This is a genomic window from Pseudomonas sp. PDM20, assembly GCF_014852575.3.
Taxonomy (GTDB): domain Bacteria; phylum Pseudomonadota; class Gammaproteobacteria; order Pseudomonadales; family Pseudomonadaceae; genus Pseudomonas.
In genome coordinates, this window is the sequence record NZ_CM181224.1 from 6160642 (window position 1) to 6176529 (window position 15888).

General features: G+C 66.6%; 15 protein-coding genes. 9 read left to right on the forward strand and 6 right to left on the reverse strand.

The features are described from left to right. Nucleotides 1-127: 127 nt before the first annotated feature. Nucleotides 128-1021, reverse strand: a complete 894-nt coding sequence (gene hslO, locus IB261_RS28310) for an Hsp33 family molecular chaperone HslO (RefSeq protein WP_151188663.1) — start codon at nt 1019-1021, stop codon at nt 128-130. A 118-nt stretch (nt 1022-1139) separates the two neighbouring features. On the opposite strand from hslO, the gene IB261_RS28315 reads away from it, so the two are divergent. After that, on the forward strand, nt 1140-1940 hold the full coding sequence (locus tag IB261_RS28315) for a phosphatase PAP2 family protein (protein ID WP_081515291.1): 801 nt from the start codon (nt 1140-1142) through the stop codon (nt 1938-1940). 149 nt (nt 1941-2089) lie between these two features. Next, nucleotides 2090-2737: an HAD-IA family hydrolase gene (locus IB261_RS28320; RefSeq protein WP_151188664.1), complete on the forward strand. Its 648-nt coding sequence runs from the start codon at nt 2090-2092 to the stop codon at nt 2735-2737. Here the strand turns inward: IB261_RS28320 and IB261_RS28325 are convergent. Continuing rightward, nucleotides 2728-3120, reverse strand: coding sequence for an RNA-binding S4 domain-containing protein (locus IB261_RS28325; RefSeq protein ID WP_045215645.1), 393 nt, complete (start codon nt 3118-3120; stop codon nt 2728-2730). The genes IB261_RS28320 and IB261_RS28325 overlap by 10 nt on opposite strands. Before the next feature lie 101 nt (nt 3121-3221). On the opposite strand from IB261_RS28325, the gene rimB reads away from it, so the two are divergent. The 3 genes from rimB (at nt 3222) to IB261_RS28340 (ending at nt 5668) form a co-directional block, all read left to right on the forward strand. Next, nucleotides 3222-3698, forward strand: coding sequence for a retropepsin-like aspartic endopeptidase RimB (gene rimB / locus IB261_RS28330; RefSeq protein ID WP_138213779.1), 477 nt, complete (start codon nt 3222-3224; stop codon nt 3696-3698). Continuing rightward, nucleotides 3695-4600: a 30S ribosomal protein S6--L-glutamate ligase gene (gene rimK, locus IB261_RS28335; protein WP_038803545.1), complete on the forward strand. Its 906-nt coding sequence runs from the start codon at nt 3695-3697 to the stop codon at nt 4598-4600. The genes rimB and rimK overlap by 4 nt, the downstream gene beginning before the upstream one ends. 138 nt (nt 4601-4738) lie before the next feature. Then, on the forward strand, nt 4739-5668 hold the full coding sequence (locus tag IB261_RS28340; RefSeq protein ID WP_192383637.1) for a S66 peptidase family protein: 930 nt from the start codon (nt 4739-4741) through the stop codon (nt 5666-5668). 138 nt (nt 5669-5806) lie between these two features. Here the strand turns inward: IB261_RS28340 and IB261_RS28345 are convergent, their stop codons facing one another. Beyond that, entirely contained in the window at nt 5807-7126 is a 1320-nt protein-coding gene (locus IB261_RS28345) for an ATP-binding protein (RefSeq protein WP_192383636.1), read from the reverse strand. A 61-nt stretch (nt 7127-7187) separates the two neighbouring features. Next, the gene (gene ompR / locus IB261_RS28350; RefSeq protein ID WP_081515286.1) at nt 7188-7928 is read right to left on the reverse strand and encodes an osmolarity response regulator transcription factor OmpR; all 741 of its coding nucleotides are present in this window, start codon (nt 7926-7928) and stop codon (nt 7188-7190) included. Nucleotides 7929-8202: 274 nt separating this feature from the next. Here ompR and IB261_RS28355 point away from each other — a divergent pair, with 274 nt between their 5' ends. The 4 genes from IB261_RS28355 to IB261_RS28370 all read left to right on the forward strand — a co-directional run bounded on the left by IB261_RS28355 (nt 8203) and on the right by IB261_RS28370 (nt 13084). Continuing rightward, on the forward strand, nt 8203-10545 hold the full coding sequence (locus IB261_RS28355) for a Tex family protein (protein ID WP_192383635.1): 2343 nt from the start codon (nt 8203-8205) through the stop codon (nt 10543-10545). 36 nt (nt 10546-10581) lie between these two features. Beyond that, entirely contained in the window at nt 10582-10944 is a 363-nt protein-coding gene (locus IB261_RS28360; protein WP_405307451.1) for a PaaI family thioesterase, read from the forward strand. 165 nt (nt 10945-11109) lie between these two features. Then, nucleotides 11110-12696: a glutamate--cysteine ligase gene (gshA, locus tag IB261_RS28365; RefSeq protein ID WP_151188666.1), complete on the forward strand. Its 1587-nt coding sequence runs from the start codon at nt 11110-11112 to the stop codon at nt 12694-12696. Between the two features lie 139 nt (nt 12697-12835). Further along, nucleotides 12836-13084, forward strand: a complete 249-nt coding sequence (locus tag IB261_RS28370; protein ID WP_192225407.1) for a hypothetical protein — start codon at nt 12836-12838, stop codon at nt 13082-13084. Here the strand turns inward: IB261_RS28370 and argA are convergent, their stop codons facing one another. Together argA and argE are read right to left on the reverse strand one after the other, a co-directional pair. Next, nucleotides 13085-14383 carry an amino-acid N-acetyltransferase gene (argA, locus tag IB261_RS28375; protein WP_081515281.1) on the reverse strand — a complete coding sequence of 433 codons (1299 nt, stop codon included), beginning with the start codon at nt 14381-14383 and terminating at the stop codon, nt 13085-13087. Nucleotides 14384-14579: 196 nt separating this feature from the next. Continuing rightward, nucleotides 14580-15719 carry an acetylornithine deacetylase gene (argE, locus tag IB261_RS28380; RefSeq protein WP_151188667.1) on the reverse strand — a complete coding sequence of 380 codons (1140 nt, stop codon included), beginning with the start codon at nt 15717-15719 and terminating at the stop codon, nt 14580-14582. Nucleotides 15720-15888 lie beyond the last annotated feature (169 nt).

Consider the following 15888-nt stretch of genomic DNA (forward strand, 5'->3'; position numbering starts at 1 on the left):
CGTAGTGACTTCTGATTCCCACTACCGCGGAAAAAGTCGCGGGATTATGCCAGAAAAGAACTGTTCTCGTGCAGCCTCTGATCTGGCGAGAGCGCCATTGGTTCGGCTATCGGACAAATCGATGCGGTCAATGGCGGGTTTCTGACGGTGTCTGGCTACCGCCGCCCGAGAACAGCTGGGCAACGTCCGAACCGTCGAACTGGTAGCGCTGGTTGCAGAACTGGCAGTCGATGACGATCTCGCCGTCCTCCTCGGCCAGCAGACGCTCGGCGTCTTCCTGCCCAAGACTGACCAGCGCGTTGGCCGAGCGTTCCCGCGAGCAGCTGCAGCGGAACACCAGCGGCTGCGGATCGAACAGGCGCACGTCGTCCTCGTGGTACAGGCGGTGCAGCACGGTGGCGTTGTCCAGGCCCAGCAGCTCCTCGGCGGTGAGGGTATCGGCCAGGGTGCTGACGTGCTGCCAGCTGGCTTCGCGCGACTCGGCGTCGCGCTGGCGGTCGGCCGGCAGTTGCTGCAGCAGCAGGCCACGGGCGCGGCGGCTGTCGGCGTTCAGCCAGAAACGGGTCGGCAGTTGCTCGGAGGTAGCGAAGTAGGTCGACAGGCAGTCCGCCAGGGTCGCGCCTTCCAGCGGCACGATGCCCTGGTAGCGCTTGCCGTTCTTCGGATCGACGGTGAGGGTCAGTACGCCCTCTGGCATCAGCTCCGGCAGACCGGCGGTATCGCCGATGGCGTCCGCGTCGTAGCGGGCCAGGCCGCGCACTTCGCGGTTGCTGGAGCACTCCACCATCAGCAGTGGCACGGCGCCATTGGAGCGCGCCTGCAGCACCAGCAGACCATCGAACTTCAGGGTGCCGCAGAGCAGCGCGGCGGCGGCCAGCATTTCTCCCAGCAGTTGGGCGACCGGCTGTGGGTAGGGGTGCTTGGCCAGCACTTCGGCGAAGCTGCGGTCGAGCTCTACCAGCTCACCACGGACATCGGTGTTGTCGAACAGGAAACGCTGACTTTGATCGATCTGGGACATGCTCTGCACAACGCTGCGATAGGCACAAATAAATGACAAGTTGATGGCAAAGGCCTATAAAGCGCGCTTTGCAGCACCCACCCATACTCGGGGGGTTCCGTAAGGGGGTATCGATTTTATGGACAAAACCACGCCGTTCCAAGCCACCTGGTCCTGGAAGCCCTTCATCGCCTGTCACCTGATGGCGGTCGTCCTGCTCCTGCTGTGGCTCTGGGAGCCCGCTCGCAGCGCGATGGACCTGTTCGACTTCAGCCTGTTCAGCCTGCTCAACCAGCCGCTGGCGACCAACGAAGCCTGGCGCCTGACCTGGGCCGTGGCGAGCACCCGGCCGTTCGACCTGCTGGTGGGGGTGATCCTGCTGCTGCTGATGATCCGTGGCGACTGGATCTTCAAGGCCACGCAGGTCCGCGCGGCGACCTTCGGCTTTTTATGCGCAGCCGTCGTGCTGGTGGTCGTGCGCATCCTCTACGCCAAGGTCGCCCACAAGCTGGGCTGGCAGCACGCGAGCATTTCCAGCATCGCGCCGGATGCCGTACGCCTGGAACACTTCTTCCCGCAATGGGAAGACACGCCCTTCGAGGTGAAGGACGAATCCGCCCGCAGCTTCCCCGGCGACCACGCCTCGGTGCTGCTGATCTGGGCGCTGTTCCTCACCCTGTTCGCCCGCAACGCCCTGCAGTGGGTGGTGATCTGGGGCCTGGCGCTGCTGTTCATGCTGCCGCGCCTGGTGGCCGGCGCGCACTGGGGCCAGGACGACTACATCGGCGGCGTGCAGATGGCGCTGGTGGCCCTGGCCTGGAGCTGCTTCACCCCCTTCGCCGCCAAGGGCAGCGCAGCCCTAGTGCGCTGGACCGATCCGCTGTTCCGCCTGGCCGCGCGGATTCCGCTGGTCAATCGCCTGAGCGTTATCGCGGCCTGAACCGTCGGCCGGCGCCCGTGTGGCGCGCCGGCCGTTGCTCTCGACCAGAGCATCGGGATATATCCCACAGCGATCTTCCGCGTTTCGTCGTGGTCAATGGAGCATCATCGCTCTCCCCGACCGAAGCCCCTCCAGGAGTTCGCCCCGCCATGCTGATCGAAACCCGCGCCATCCTGCTCGACATGGACGGCACCCTGGTGCAGTCCACCGCCGCCGTCGAAGTCATCTGGAGCCTGTGGTGCCAGCGCCACGGCCTGCCGCCGGAGGCTGCGCTGTCGATCTGCCACGGCGTGCGCTCGCAGGACGTGATCGGCCGCCTCGCGCCGCACCTGGAGCTGGCGGAAGAACTGGCGTTCCTGCACGAACTGGAACTCGAGCACGTAGCGCAACCGTCCATCGTGGGCGGCGCCGACCGTTTCCTCGGCACCCTGACCGGCCAGCCCTGGGCGGTGGTCACCTCCGCCAGCCGCGCGATTGCCCTGGATCGCCTCGCCCTCTGCGGCCTGCCGCTGCCGGATGTGCTGGTCGGCTCCGATGACGTCAGCGCCGGCAAGCCGGACCCGCAACCCTACCGGCTCGGCGCCCAGCGCCTGGGCATGGCGGCGCAGGACTGCCTGGCCTTCGAAGACGCCCCGGCCGGCGTGCAGAGCGCGCTGGACGCTGGCTGCCAGGTGATCCAGATCGGCATCGGCAGCGCTTTCGATCCGCGCGTCCGCGCCGTGGTGCCGGACTGGTCACCGCTGAGCCTGAAGGCCGCGAACGGCAAACTGCTGATCGAACTGCCCGATCATTCCTGATCGCGGAAGCTGAACAACTGGCGGCGCTGCTTCTTGGTCGGCCGCCCGTCGGTCTGCACGCCCAGCGCGCCGGCCTTGCGCATTGCCGAAGCGTCCTCGCGACGCTTCACGCTGTCGGCGGTCTCCTCGTAGAGCAACTGCGCTTCGGGTGCGCCACGGCGCACCATGGACAACGCCTTCACCACCACGGTGCGCTCGTCGAAGCCGGTGCGGATCACGTACTCCTCGCCGACCTTCGGCTCCTTGCCCGGCTTGCAGCGCTCGCCCCGGCAATGCACCTTGCCGCCATCGATGGCTTCCTTGGCCAGGGAGCGGGTCTTGTAGAAGCGCGCCGCCCACAGCCACTTGTCCAGGCGGACCTTGTCGTCGTCTTTTTCGCTCACTTCACAACCTCGTCATGCGGGTCTGAGAGTGTACCCCGCGCCCCGCTGGCGGGGCACAAGCGGCCTGACTAGAATGCCGGCAAACGCCGGGGACACCAGCCTTGAAGACTTTCGACCAGCTGTCGGTAATTGGTCTGCGTGAATGGATCGCCCTGCCCGAACTGGGCATGGTCGGCCTGCGCGCGAAGATCGACACCGGCGCCAGCACCTCCAGCCTGCATGCCAGCGACATCGTGCCCTTCGAGCGCGACGGGCAGAGCTGGGTGCGCTTCGTCGCGCACCTGGGCACCCAGGTGCAGCGTCGCCATCGCTGCGAAGCGCCGGTGGTGACGATGAAGACCATCAAGAGCTCCAACGGCCAGGCCCAGACCCGCTACGTGATCCGCACCCTGCTGGCGCTGGGCGACCGCGCCTGGTCGGTGGAATTCACCCTGGCCTGCCGCAAGACCATGCGCTACCGCGTGCTGCTAGGCTCCAAGGCTCTTGTGCAGGGCCAACTGGTGGTCAACCCCGGCCTCACCTACGTGCAAGACAAACCCCTCATCATGGTTCCCGCCACCCTTCCAGGTGATCAATGAAAATTGCTGTGCTGTCGCGCAATCCGCGCCTGTATTCCACCCGTCGGCTGGTAGAGGCCGGGCAGCAACGCGGCCACGAGATGGTGGTGATCGACACCCTCCGCGCCTACATGAACATCGCCAGCCACAAGCCGCAGATCCACTACCGCGGCAAGCCGCTGGAAGGTTTCGACGCGGTGATCCCGCGCATCGGCGCCTCGGTGACCTTCTATGGCTGCGCCGTGCTGCGCCAGTTCGAGATGATGGGCGTCTTCCCGCTCAACGAGTCGGTGGCCATCGCCCGTTCCCGCGACAAGCTGCGTTCGCTGCAGTTGCTGTCGCGCAAGGGCATCGGCCTGCCGGTGACCGGTTTCGCCCACTCCCCCGATGACGTGCCGGACCTGATCGAGATGGTCGGTGGCGCGCCACTGGTGATCAAGCTGCTGGAAGGCACCCAGGGCATCGGCGTGGTCCTCTGCGAGACGGAGAAGGCCGCCGAATCCGTGCTGGAGGCCTTCATGGGGCTCAAGCACAACATCATGGTGCAGGAGTACATCAAGGAAGCCGGCGGCGCCGATATCCGCTGCTTCGTGGTCGGCGACAAGGTGATCGCCTCGATGAAGCGCCAGGCCGCGGCCGGCGAGTTCCGCTCCAACCTGCACCGCGGCGGCAGCGCCAGCCTGATCAAAATCACCCCGGAGGAGCGCATGACCGCCATCCGCGCCGCCAAGGTGATGGGCCTGCACGTCGCCGGCGTCGACATCCTGCGCTCCAACCATGGGCCGCTGGTGATGGAGGTGAACTCCTCGCCGGGCCTGGAAGGCATCGAGACCACCACCGGCAAGGACATCGCCGGGGTGATCATCGAGTACCTGGAGAAGAATGGCGGGCCGCATCTGGCGCGGACCAAAGGCAAGGGATGAGCCGGGCTTTCGCGACGCATGCGTCGCGCCAGCGAAATTCGCCCTACCGGAGCGAACCTCCTGCCTGCGTTGCCAGGCTGAACCCTTCGCGAGCAAGCTCGCTCCTACAGGCTCCTCCCACCGCTATCGGATGTACTCATGCCCGCTCCCCGCCCCCACGCCGAACTCACCTGGTCGCCCATCGAGGGCCGCGTCGCGCTGGTTGCGCCGGCCTCGGCGATTGCCGAAGAGGTGCTGGAAGCCACCCTGCGCCAGCTGGAGGTGCAGGGCATCGACTACCACCTGGGCGAGCACGCCGACGCCCGCTACCGCTACCTGGCCGGCACGCCGGAGCAACGCCTGGAAGACTTCCACGCCGCCTTCGAGCGAGAAGACGTCAGCGCCGTCTGGTGCCTGCGTGGCGGCTACGGCTGTGGACAACTCATCCCGCAGCTGGACTGGCAGCGCCTCAAGGCCGCCTCGCCGCGCCCGCTGATCGGCTTCTCGGACATCTCCATCCTGCTCAGCGCCTTCCACCGCCAGGGCCTGCCGGCGATCCATGGCATGGTCGCAACCGGCCTCGGTCTGCAGCCGCTGAGCGCACCCAGCGAGCAGCGTGAACGCCTGGCCTCGCTGGCCTCGATCAGCCACGTACTGGCCGGCGGCCCCGGCAAGCTGGCGGTGCAGCACCTGGCAGGGCCGAAGGCGGCTGTGGAAGGCGAACTGATCGGCGGCAACCTCACCGCACTGGCCTGCATGGCTGGCACAGCAGGCGCGCTGTACGTGCCGGACGGCGCGATCCTTATCCTCGAGGACGTCGGCGAGCCCTACTACCGCCTGGAGCGCAGCCTCTGGCAACTGCTGAACAGCCTGGACGGCGCACGCCTGGGCGCGGTCTGCCTCGGCACCTTCACCGATTGCCCGCGCAAGGGCGTGGCCCACAGCCTGGAAGAAATCTTCGCCGAGTACGCCGCGCAGCTGGGCGTGCCGCTCTACCACGGACTGCCCAGCGGCCACGGCGCGCACAACCGCGCCTGGCCCTATGGGCGCCAGGCGGTGCTGGAAGGCAAATCCCTGCGCTGGGATTAGAGTCTGTTTACGATCTCGCGAGCTAGAGCAGAACAAGGCGAGGGCAGCTGAGAAAGCGGAGTTGACTGTAGTCAATGAGCACTTCTCGGCTGGCCTCAACGCAGTTATGCCGACGCGCAGCAGATCGTAAGCAGGCTCTTAGTGCGCGTCGCGCGGCAGCAGCAACCCCAACGGCAGGCAGACGCGCGCTTCCACGCCACCGCCCTCGCGGTTGCGCAGCTCGATGCTGCCGCCGTGCTGTTCGGCGATGCGTTTGACGATGGCCAGCCCGAGGCCGGTGCCCTTGCCACCGCGCGCTTTATCGCCACGGAAGAAGGGGTTGAAGATGTTTTCCAGCTCCTGCGGATCGACCCCCGCGCCACGGTCCAGCACGCTGAGCACCACGTAGGGCGCGCCGCCACCGCCCGCCACATGGGCTGCCACTTCGACCTTGCCGCCGCCGTGGTTCAGGCCGTTCTCGATCAGGTTGCCAAGCAGGCGCTTGATCGATACCCGGCGGAAGCGGAACAGCGGCAGCGTCTCCAGGCACAGGCGCACGCGGTTGCCGCTCTGGTTGAAGGCGTCGGCCACCTCGCGGATCAGGTCGGCGAGGTCGCCCTCTTCCACCGACTCGTCGCGGCCATCGCGGATGAAGGCGAGGAACTGGTCGAGGATGGCGTCCATGTCCTCGATGTCACGGACCATGTCCTCGACCATCTCGCGGTCGCTGTCGGGCATCAGTTCCAGTGACAGGCGCAGGCGCGTCAGCGGCGTGCGCAGGTCGTGGGAAACCCCCGCCAGCATCAGCTCGCGCTCGCGACCGGCCTGCTCGACATCGTCGGCCATCTGGTTGAACGCGCGGTACACCTCGGCCATCTCGCTGGGCGTTTCCGGCCCCAGCGGCAGGCGCACGCTGCGCCCCTTGCCGAACTCGCGGGAGGCGAAGACCAGGCGCTTGAGCGGCTGGCTGAGCAGGCGCACGAAGATCCAGGCGGCAGCGGTGGACAGCAGGCCGATGCCGAGGAACCAGCCCAGCACGCTCCAGATCTGCTGGCCGCGCAGCGGGTGCGGGTAGAGCGGCACGCCGATCCAGCCGTCACCCAGGGTCGGCGCGCGGACCCAGAGCATCGATGGATGGTGGATACGCAGGCGGGTCTCGGTGTCGATGCCCAGCTCCATGCGCATCTGCCGCTGGAAGATTTCCGTGTAAGGCCAGTGCACTTCCTCCGGCTGCCCCTGTTCGTGGGGCGCCCACCTCAACCCGGCGGACTGGGCGATGGCCTCGCGCGACTTCTCGTCCGCCGCCCAGTAGGCGCGCACGGTCAGCGCCGCGCCATGGCTGTACTGGCGGTCGACCAGCATGTCTTCGTTCATCAGCAGGTACACCAGGGTCAGCGCCTTGGAGAACAGCACGACGATGAGCACCAGCCAGAGGGTGCGGGCGAAGAAGCTTTGCGGGAACCAGAGGGGTGTTTTCAAGAGGGCGTTACCAGCGGAACACGAACGGCCGGGGCGAAGGACTCCGCCCCGGCGGGGTCAATCACTTGCGGGCGGCGCCGTCCGGCACGAATACGTAACCCACGCCCCAGACGGTCTGGATGTAGCGCGGCTTCGACGGATCGGGCTCGATCAGCCGGCGCAGGCGGGAAATCTGCACGTCGATGGAGCGCTCCAGGGCGTCCCACTCGCGGCCGCGAGCCAGGTTCATCAGCTTGTCGCGGGTCAGCGGCTCGCGCGCATGCTGCACCAGGGCCTTGAGCACGGCGAACTCACCGGTGGTGAGCATGTGCACTTCCTCGCCCTTCTTCAGCTCGCGGGTAGCCAGGTGCAGCTCGTAGTCGCCGAAGGTGACGACCTCGTCCTCGCCCGCCGGCGCGCCCGGCACCAGCGGCGCCTGGCGGCGCAGCACGGCCTTGATCCGCGCCAGCAGTTCGCGCGGGTTGAAGGGCTTGGCCAGGTAGTCGTCGGCGCCCTGCTCAAGGCCGGAGATACGGCTGGACTCGTCGCCCTTGGCGGTGAGCATGATGATCGGGATCTGGTTGTTCGACTCGCGCAGGCGCTTGCACGCGGAGAGGCCATCCTCGCCGGGCATCATCAGGTCCAGCACCACCAGCTGGAACAGCTCGCGGGCCAGCAGGCGGTCCATCTGCTCGGTGTTTTCGACGGCGCGGACACGGTAACCCTGCTCATCGAGGAAGCGTTCCAGCAGACGGCGCAGGCGCGCGTCGTCATCGACCACGAGGATCTTTTCGCCTTCCGGCAGGGTGGCAGCGTTGGTCATGGAAACTCCCAGAATCTGATTCGACGGGCATTATCGCCCAGCCGCCGCGCATCACGGCCTGTCCATTGTTAGCAGATTTTTCCCCGACCAGTCGCCCACCCGGTGAAATTGTCGTGGGTATAATGCGGCGCTTTTGCGGCGGGGCGTTGTCACAGAGCCTGTCGAATGACCGGGAAGCCCGGCATTGGCGCTCTGTTATGGGCCTTTCGATGATCCTGCGAGCTAGCGCAGCAGATCATGCGCCCCGTTTTCGATTGTCTTGTCAGGTGGATTCATGGACAGCATCAACACCCGTATCGCCGAAGAGCTTTCCGCACTGCCCTCCGGCCGCGTTCAACCGCAGCAAGTCGCCGCTGCCGTCGCCCTGCTCGATGAGGGCTCCACCGTCCCCTTCATCGCCCGTTACCGCAAGGAAGTCACCGGCAGCCTGGACGACACCCAGCTGCGCATGCTCGAAGAGCGCCTGCGTTACCTGCGCGAACTGGAAGACCGCCGTGGCGCGATCCTCGCCAGCATCGAGGAACAGGGCAAGCTGACCCCGGAACTGGCTCGCGAGATCAAGCTCGCCGACACCAAGACCCGCCTCGAAGACCTCTACCTGCCCTATAAGCAGAAGCGCCGCACCAAGGGCCAGATCGCCCTGGAAGCCGGCCTCGGCGAACTGGCCGACGCGCTGTTCAACGACCCGAGCCTGTCGCCGGAAACCGAAGCCGCGCGCTTCGTCGATGCCGAGAAGGGCTTCGCCGACATCCGTGCCGTGCTCGAAGGCGCCAAGTACATCCTGATGGAGCGCTTCGCCGAGGACGCCACTCTGCTGGACCGCCTGCGCGGCTTCCTCAAGGACAACGCCACCCTCACCGCACGCATGGTGCCGGGCAAGGAAACCGAAGGCGCCAAGTTCAGCGATTACTTCGAGCACGACGAGCCGCTCAAGAGCGCCCCGTCGCACCGCGCCCTGGCGATCTTCCGTGGGCGCAACGAAGGCATCCTCAGCGTCGCGCTGAAGGTCGGCGAAGAGCTGCCGGGCACCTCGCACCCCTGCGAGATCATGATCGGCGAGCGTTTCGGCGTCTCCAACCAGGGCCGCGCCGCTGACAAGTGGCTGTCCGAAGTGGTGCGCTGGACCTGGAAGGTCAAGCTCTACACCCACCTGGAAACCGACCTGCTGGGCGAGCTGCGCGACGGCGCCGACGCCGAGGCGATCAACGTCTTCGCGCGCAACCTGCACGACCTGCTGCTGGCCGCCCCGGCCGGCCCACGCGCCACCCTGGGCCTGGACCCGGGCCTGCGTACCGGCGTGAAAGTCGCCGTGGTCGATGCCACCGGCAAGCTGCTGGACACCGCCACCGTCTACCCGCACGTGCCGAAGAACCAGTGGGACCAGACCATCGCCGTGCTCGCCGCGCTGTGCGCCAAGCACCAGGTGGAACTGATCGCCATCGGCAACGGCACCGCCAGCCGCGAGACCGACAAGCTGGCCGCCGAACTGATCAAGAAATACCCGGCGCTCAAGTGCACCAAGATCATGGTCAGCGAGGCCGGCGCCTCGGTGTACTCGGCTTCCGAACTGGCCGCCAGGGAGTTCCCGGAGCTGGACGTATCGCTGCGCGGCGCCGTGTCCATCGCCCGCCGCCTGCAGGACCCGCTGGCCGAGCTGGTGAAGATCGAGCCCAAATCCATCGGCGTCGGCCAGTACCAGCACGACGTGTCCCAGCTGCAGCTCGCGCGCAGCCTGGACGCGGTGGTGGAAGACTGCGTGAACGCCGTGGGCGTGGACGTGAACACCGCCTCCGCCGCCCTGCTGGCGCGCATCTCCGGCCTCAACAGCACCCTGGCGCAGAACATCGTCTCGCACCGTGACGCCAACGGCGCGTTCCGCACCCGCGACGACCTGCGCAAGGTCAGCCGCCTCGGCGACAAGACTTTCGAGCAGGCCGCCGGTTTCCTCCGCGTGATGAACGGCGACAACCCGCTGGACGCCTCCGCGGTGCACCCGGAAACCTACCCGCTGGTGCAGCGCATCGCCGCCGACACCGGCCGTGACGTGCGCTCGCTGGTCGGCGACTCGGGCTTCCTCAAGCGCCTGGACCCGAAGAAGTTCACCGACGAGCAGTTCGGCCTGCCCACCGTCACCGACATCCTCAAGGAACTCGACAAGCCCGGCCGCGACCCGCGCCCGGAGTTCAAGACCGCCGAGTTCCAGGAAGGCGTCGAAAGCCTGAAGGACCTCACGCCAGGCATGGTGCTCGAAGGCGTGGTGACCAACGTCACCAACTTCGGCGCCTTCGTCGACATCGGCGTCCACCAGGACGGCCTGGTGCACATCTCCGCGCTGTCGGAGAAGTTCGTCAAGGACCCGTACGAAGTGGTCAAGGCCGGTGACATCGTCAAGGTGAAGGTCATGGAGGTGGACATACCGCGCAATCGCGTCGGCCTGTCCATGCGCATGAGCGACACCCCCGGCGAGAAGGTTGACGGCCCGCGCGGCGGCGGCCGTCCCGGCAACAGTGCGCCGCGTGGCGAGCGCAGCGCAGCCCCGCGCCAGCAGGAGAAGGCCCCGGCGAACAACGCCATGGCCTCGCTGTTCGCCAACGCCAAGCAACTGAAGAAGAAGTAAGGAAGATCCATGAGCGAGATGCCCGCCCGCGAGCTGATGATCAGCCGCTTCAGCGAAACCATCGGCGTGCAGCCGATCCGTGTCGCTGACGGCGAAGCCGAGGTGCTCCTGCCGATGGCCGAGCACCTGCGCAACCGCGGTAACGTCATGCACGGCGGCGCGCTCTTCACGCTGATGGACATGACCATGGGCTTGGCCTGCTCCAGCGCCCATGGTTTCGACCGGCAGAGCGTCACCCTGGAGTGCAAGATCAACTACATCCGCGCGGTCGCCGAAGGCGAAGTGCGCTGTGTGGCGAAAGTCCTGCACGCCGGGCGTCGTTCGCTGGTGGTCGAGGCCGACATCCACCAGGGCGACAAGCTGGTCGCCAAGGGACAAGGCACCTTCGCGCAGCTGTAAATAGCCTCGGCGCAACTGACCTATGCTGTAGTCCGGAGCCCGCGAAAGGCGGGCGTCGGCGCGGCGTCTCCCCAAGCCAGGCGACCACGCCGGTTGTGTTCTCCCCTTGTAGACCGCCCAGTCCACCCCCATAGTGGGGCGATTGCCGTGTGAAGGACTTCCAACTTGAGCGACCAACTCTCCCGCCGCCTGGCCCTGCTTGGCGATGCCGCCAACCTGTCCCTGCTCACCCAGTGCCTGCACGGTATCGAGCGCGAATGCCTGCGCGTCGATGAACGCGGCAAGCTCGCCCTGACCCCGCACCCACGTGCCCTGGGCTCGGCGCTGACCAACCCGCAGATCACCACGGACTACTCCGAGTCGCTGCTGGAGTTCATCACCTCGACGTCCACCAGCGTCGAGAAGACCCTGGACGAGCTGGGTGACATCCACCGTTTCGCCAGCGGCAAGCTCGACGGCGAATACCTGTGGAGCCCGTCCATGCCCTGCGAGCTGCCGGATGAAGAGACCATCCCGATCGCCCGCTATGGCAGCTCGCACATCGGCCGCCTGAAATACGTCTACCGCAAGGGCCTGGCCCTGCGCTACGGCAAGACCATGCAGTGCATCGCCGGCATCCACTACAACTTCTCCCTGCCCGAGGGCATCTGGGAGCTGCTGCGCGAGGAAGAAGGCAGCGAGAAGAGCGCGCGGGACTTCCAGTCGCACCGCTACATCGCGATGATCCGCAACTTCCGCCGCTACAGCTGGCTGCTGATGTACCTGTTCGGCGCATCGCCGGCCCTGGACGCCGGCTTCCTGCGTGGCCGTCCGCACGGCCTGGAAGCCTTCGACGAGCACACCCTCTACCTGCCCTACGCCACCAGCCTGCGCATGAGCGACCTGGGCTACCAGAACAACGCCCAGGCCGGCCTGACGCCCTGCTACAACGATCTGGACAGCTACATCGACAGCCTGCGCCGCGCAGTCAGCACGCCGTATGCGCCGTACGAGAAGGTCGGCACCAAGGTCGATGGCGAATGGGTTCAGCTGAACACCAACATCCTGCAGATCGAGAACGAGTACTACTCGAGCATCCGCCCGAAACGCGTCACCTACACCGGCGAGCGCCCGATCCAGGCGCTGATGGCCCGTGGCGTGCAGTACGTCGAGGCGCGCTGCCTGGACATCAACCCCTTCCTGCCGCTGGGCATCGACGTCACCGAAGCCCGCTTCCTCGACGCCTTCCTGCTCTACTGCGCGCTGTCCGACAGCCCGCCGCTGGGCGGTTGCGAGTGCGGCTCGGCCACCAGCAATTTCCTCAAGGTGGTCAAGGAAGGTCGTCGCCCGGGCCTGAAGCTGGAGCGCGGCGGCCAGCCGGTCGAGATGAAGGAGTGGGCGGGCGCCCTGCTCGACGCCATCGCGCCGATCATCGATCTGCTCGACCGTGCCAACGGCAGCAGCCTGCACGCGCAGAGCCTGGCCGAGCAGCGCGCCAAGGTCGCCGACGCCGACCTGACGCCATCGGCGAAGGTCCTGGCGGAGATGCGTGAACGTGGCGAGAGCTTCGAAGCCTTCGCCCTGCGCTACAGCCGCCAGCACGCCGAAACGCTGCAGAGCGAACCCCTGCCGACGCAAGAGCAGGCGCGCTTCGAAGGCATGGCCAGCCAATCCCTGGCCGAACAGGCGGAGCTGGAGAAACAGCCCGAAGGCGATTTCGACACCTTCGTGGCCGCCTACCAGGCGAGCATCCTGGGTCTGATCAGCGTCTGATAGAGCAGGAAATCGCTGACACACAGCTCATAGAGTTCTGATCGGCATCCTGAGAGGGCGGGGAGAAAATCCCCCTCCCTGCGGATCGCGACCGGCACGACCGGCGCGATCCGCGCAAGCCTTCTCAGGAAAGCGCTCCATGAGTTCCCCTTCATCCCTCTGGACCCTCCACCAGCTGGAGACCGCCTACCAGCAAGGCTATCTGGAAGCACTGCTCGAACGCCGGCCCCGTCGGCCTGACCATGATGTCCTGGCCGCCAGCTGGGAAGCCGGCTGGCTCGATGGCAGCGAGCGCCTGCGCCAGCTCCGAACCCAGGCAGCGCCGTGCAAGGCGCTACCGCTGAAGGTGCAGATCAGGTATTCGCTGAGGCAACAGGCGAAAACCTGATCAGAGGGTCTTCTCGAACACCTGGGAGTTGCGCTGGTAGTTGTACAGCGACGCTCGCGCCGCCGGCAGGCGCTCCACGCTGCTGGGCTGGAAGCCGCGCTCGCGGAACCAGTGGGCAGTCCGCGTGGTGAGGACGTAGAGGGTCTTCAGGCCGAGGTTACGCGCGCGCTGCTCGATGCGCTCCAGCAGGTCATCGCCGCGTCCGCCGTGGCGGTACTCCGGGTTCACCGCCAGGCATGCCAGCTCGCCGGAATCCGAATCGGCGATGGGATAGAGCGCCGCGCAGGCAATGATCAGTCCTTCGCGTTCGACGATGCTGAACTGCTCGATCTCGCGTTCCAGCACCTCGCGGGAACGGCGCACCAGGATGCCCTGCTCTTCCAGCGGACGAATCAGCTCCAGCAGTCCGCCAACGTCCTCGATGCCCGCTTCGCGCAGTTGCTCGAACTGCTCCTGAGCGACCAGGGTGCCGTTGCCGGTGCGGGTGAAGAGCTCGCTGAGCAGCGAACCGTCTTCGGTGTAGCTGACGATATGGCTGCGGCGCACACCCGCGCGACAGGCCTGGGCAGCAGCATCCAGCAGCTCACCCTGGTAGCTCGCACCGAGGCGCTCCAGGTGCGCCGGCACCTGCTGCGGGCGCAGCTCTCGCACCAGCTTGCCGGCATCGTCCATCAGGCCGCGCTCGGCTCCATAGAGGATCAGCTTGTCTGCGCCCAGGTCGATGGCCGCGCGCATGGCCACGTCTTCGCAGGCGAGGTTGAAGATTTCCCCGGTGGGCGAATAGCCCAGCGGCGAGAGCAGCACGATGCTGCGCTCGTCGAGCTGGCGGTTGATGCCCTTGCGGTCGATCCGCCGCACTTCGCCGGTGTGGTGATAGTCGATGCCGTCGACCACGCCGATCGGCCGCGCGGTGACGAAGTTGCCGGCGGTCACGCGCAGGCGCGAGCCCTGCATCGGCGAGGCGGCCATGTCCATGGACAGGCGCGCTTCGATGGAGATGCGCAGGCTGCCGACGGCGTCGATCACGCAGTCCAGGGTCGGCGCATCGGTGACCCGCAGGCCACGGTGGAAGCGCGGCGCCAGCCCGTGGGAAGCCAGGCGCGCCTCGATCTGCGGGCGCGAGCCATGCACCAGCACCAGGCGCACGCCGAGGCTGTGCAGCAGCACCAGGTCGTGGACGATATTGCCGAAATTGGGGTCTTCGACGCCCTCGCCGGGGAGCATCACCACAAAGGTGCAATCCCGGTGCGAATTGATATAGGGCGAGGCGTGGCGCAGCCAGTTGACGTAGTCGTGCATTGCTTGAAAAGCCTGTCGTTCGAGTGGGCGGAAATCTGTCGGATGCGGCCGGAGTTCGGCCAGGGCGGCGCGGTTATCGTCGTCGCATGCACATCGACAGGTTTCTCCTCTTGGATAGGTTGGGCCCGTTACCGGGGCGCTCTACAGGCAACTCTTCATCGACAGTTGTTGCGGACTGCTCTTCAGCGACTGCCTTTCATAAACAGTAGTGACGGATCAGGCCGCGCAGCAGTTCCACGCATGGCTCGATGCGGTCGAGCTCGAGGTGTTCGTCCGGCTGGTGGGCGCAGGCGATGTCGCCGGGGCCCAGCACCAGGGTCTGGCAGCCGAGCTGCTGAAGATACGGTGCTTCGGTGCCAAAGGCTACCGCTTGTGCCGTGTGCCCGGTCAGACTTTCGGCCAGCCGCACCAGCTCGCTCTGTGCCGGTTCCTCGAAGGGTGGCACGGCGGGGAACAGCGGAGCGTAGTCGATCTTCACCGCATGGCGCTCGGCGACCGGCTTGAGCCGCTCACGGATGGCCTGGCGCAGGGCTTCGGGCTGCATGCCGGGCAGCGGGCGCAGGTCGAACTCCAGCGCACACTGGCCGCAGATGCGGTTGGGGTTGTCGCCGCCGTGGATGCAGCCCAGGTTGAGGGTCGGCTGCGGCACGCTGAACTGCGGGTTGCTGAACTCCTGCTGCCACTGGTTGCGCAGGCCCTGCAATTCGCCCATCACCGCCTGCATCGCCTCCAGCGCACTGCGCCCCAGGCTCGGGTCGGAGGAGTGGCCGCTCTGCCCGAGGATGTCGATGCGCTCCATCATCACGCCCTTGTGCAGGCGGATCGGCTTGAGGTTGGTCGGCTCGCCGATCACCGCCGCACGGCCCAGCGGCCGCCCGGCCTCGGCCAGCGCACGGGCGCCGGCCATGGAGCTTTCCTCGTCGCAGGTGGCAAGGATGATCAGCGGCTGTTTGAACGGCTGATCGAGCAATGGCAGCAGCGCTTCGATGGCCAGGGCGAAGAAGCCCTTCATGTCGCAGGAGCCCAGGCCGAACCAGCGCCCGTCGCGTTCGTCCAGGCCCAGCGGGTCGCTTTTCCACAGGGCCTCGTCGTAGGGCACGGTATCGGTGTGCCCGGCCAGCACCAGGCCGCCGGGGCCACTGCCCAGGGTAGCGACCAGGTTGAACTTTCCCGGCGACACCGGCTGCAGCTCGCAGGCGAAGCCCAGGTCCACCAGCCAGTTGCCCAGCAACTCGACCACCGGGCGGTTGGACTGGTCCAGTGCGGGCTGGGTGCAGCTGACCGAGGGGATTGAGATCAGCTCGGCGAAGCGTTGTTTGAGCGGCGGCAACGGCATGGCTTTCTCCAGAAGATGGACTCCACTATGGACCATGCGGCGGTGCGGTAAAACCTCGCGGCGCCCGGCAGGAACGCTGAAGTCCTGTAAACTGCATGACTTTGAAGCCTTTTTCGCGCCCGTCGTTCCGTCCTTGCTACAAGAGGCCGGGAATCCGGGCGCGTCCGCT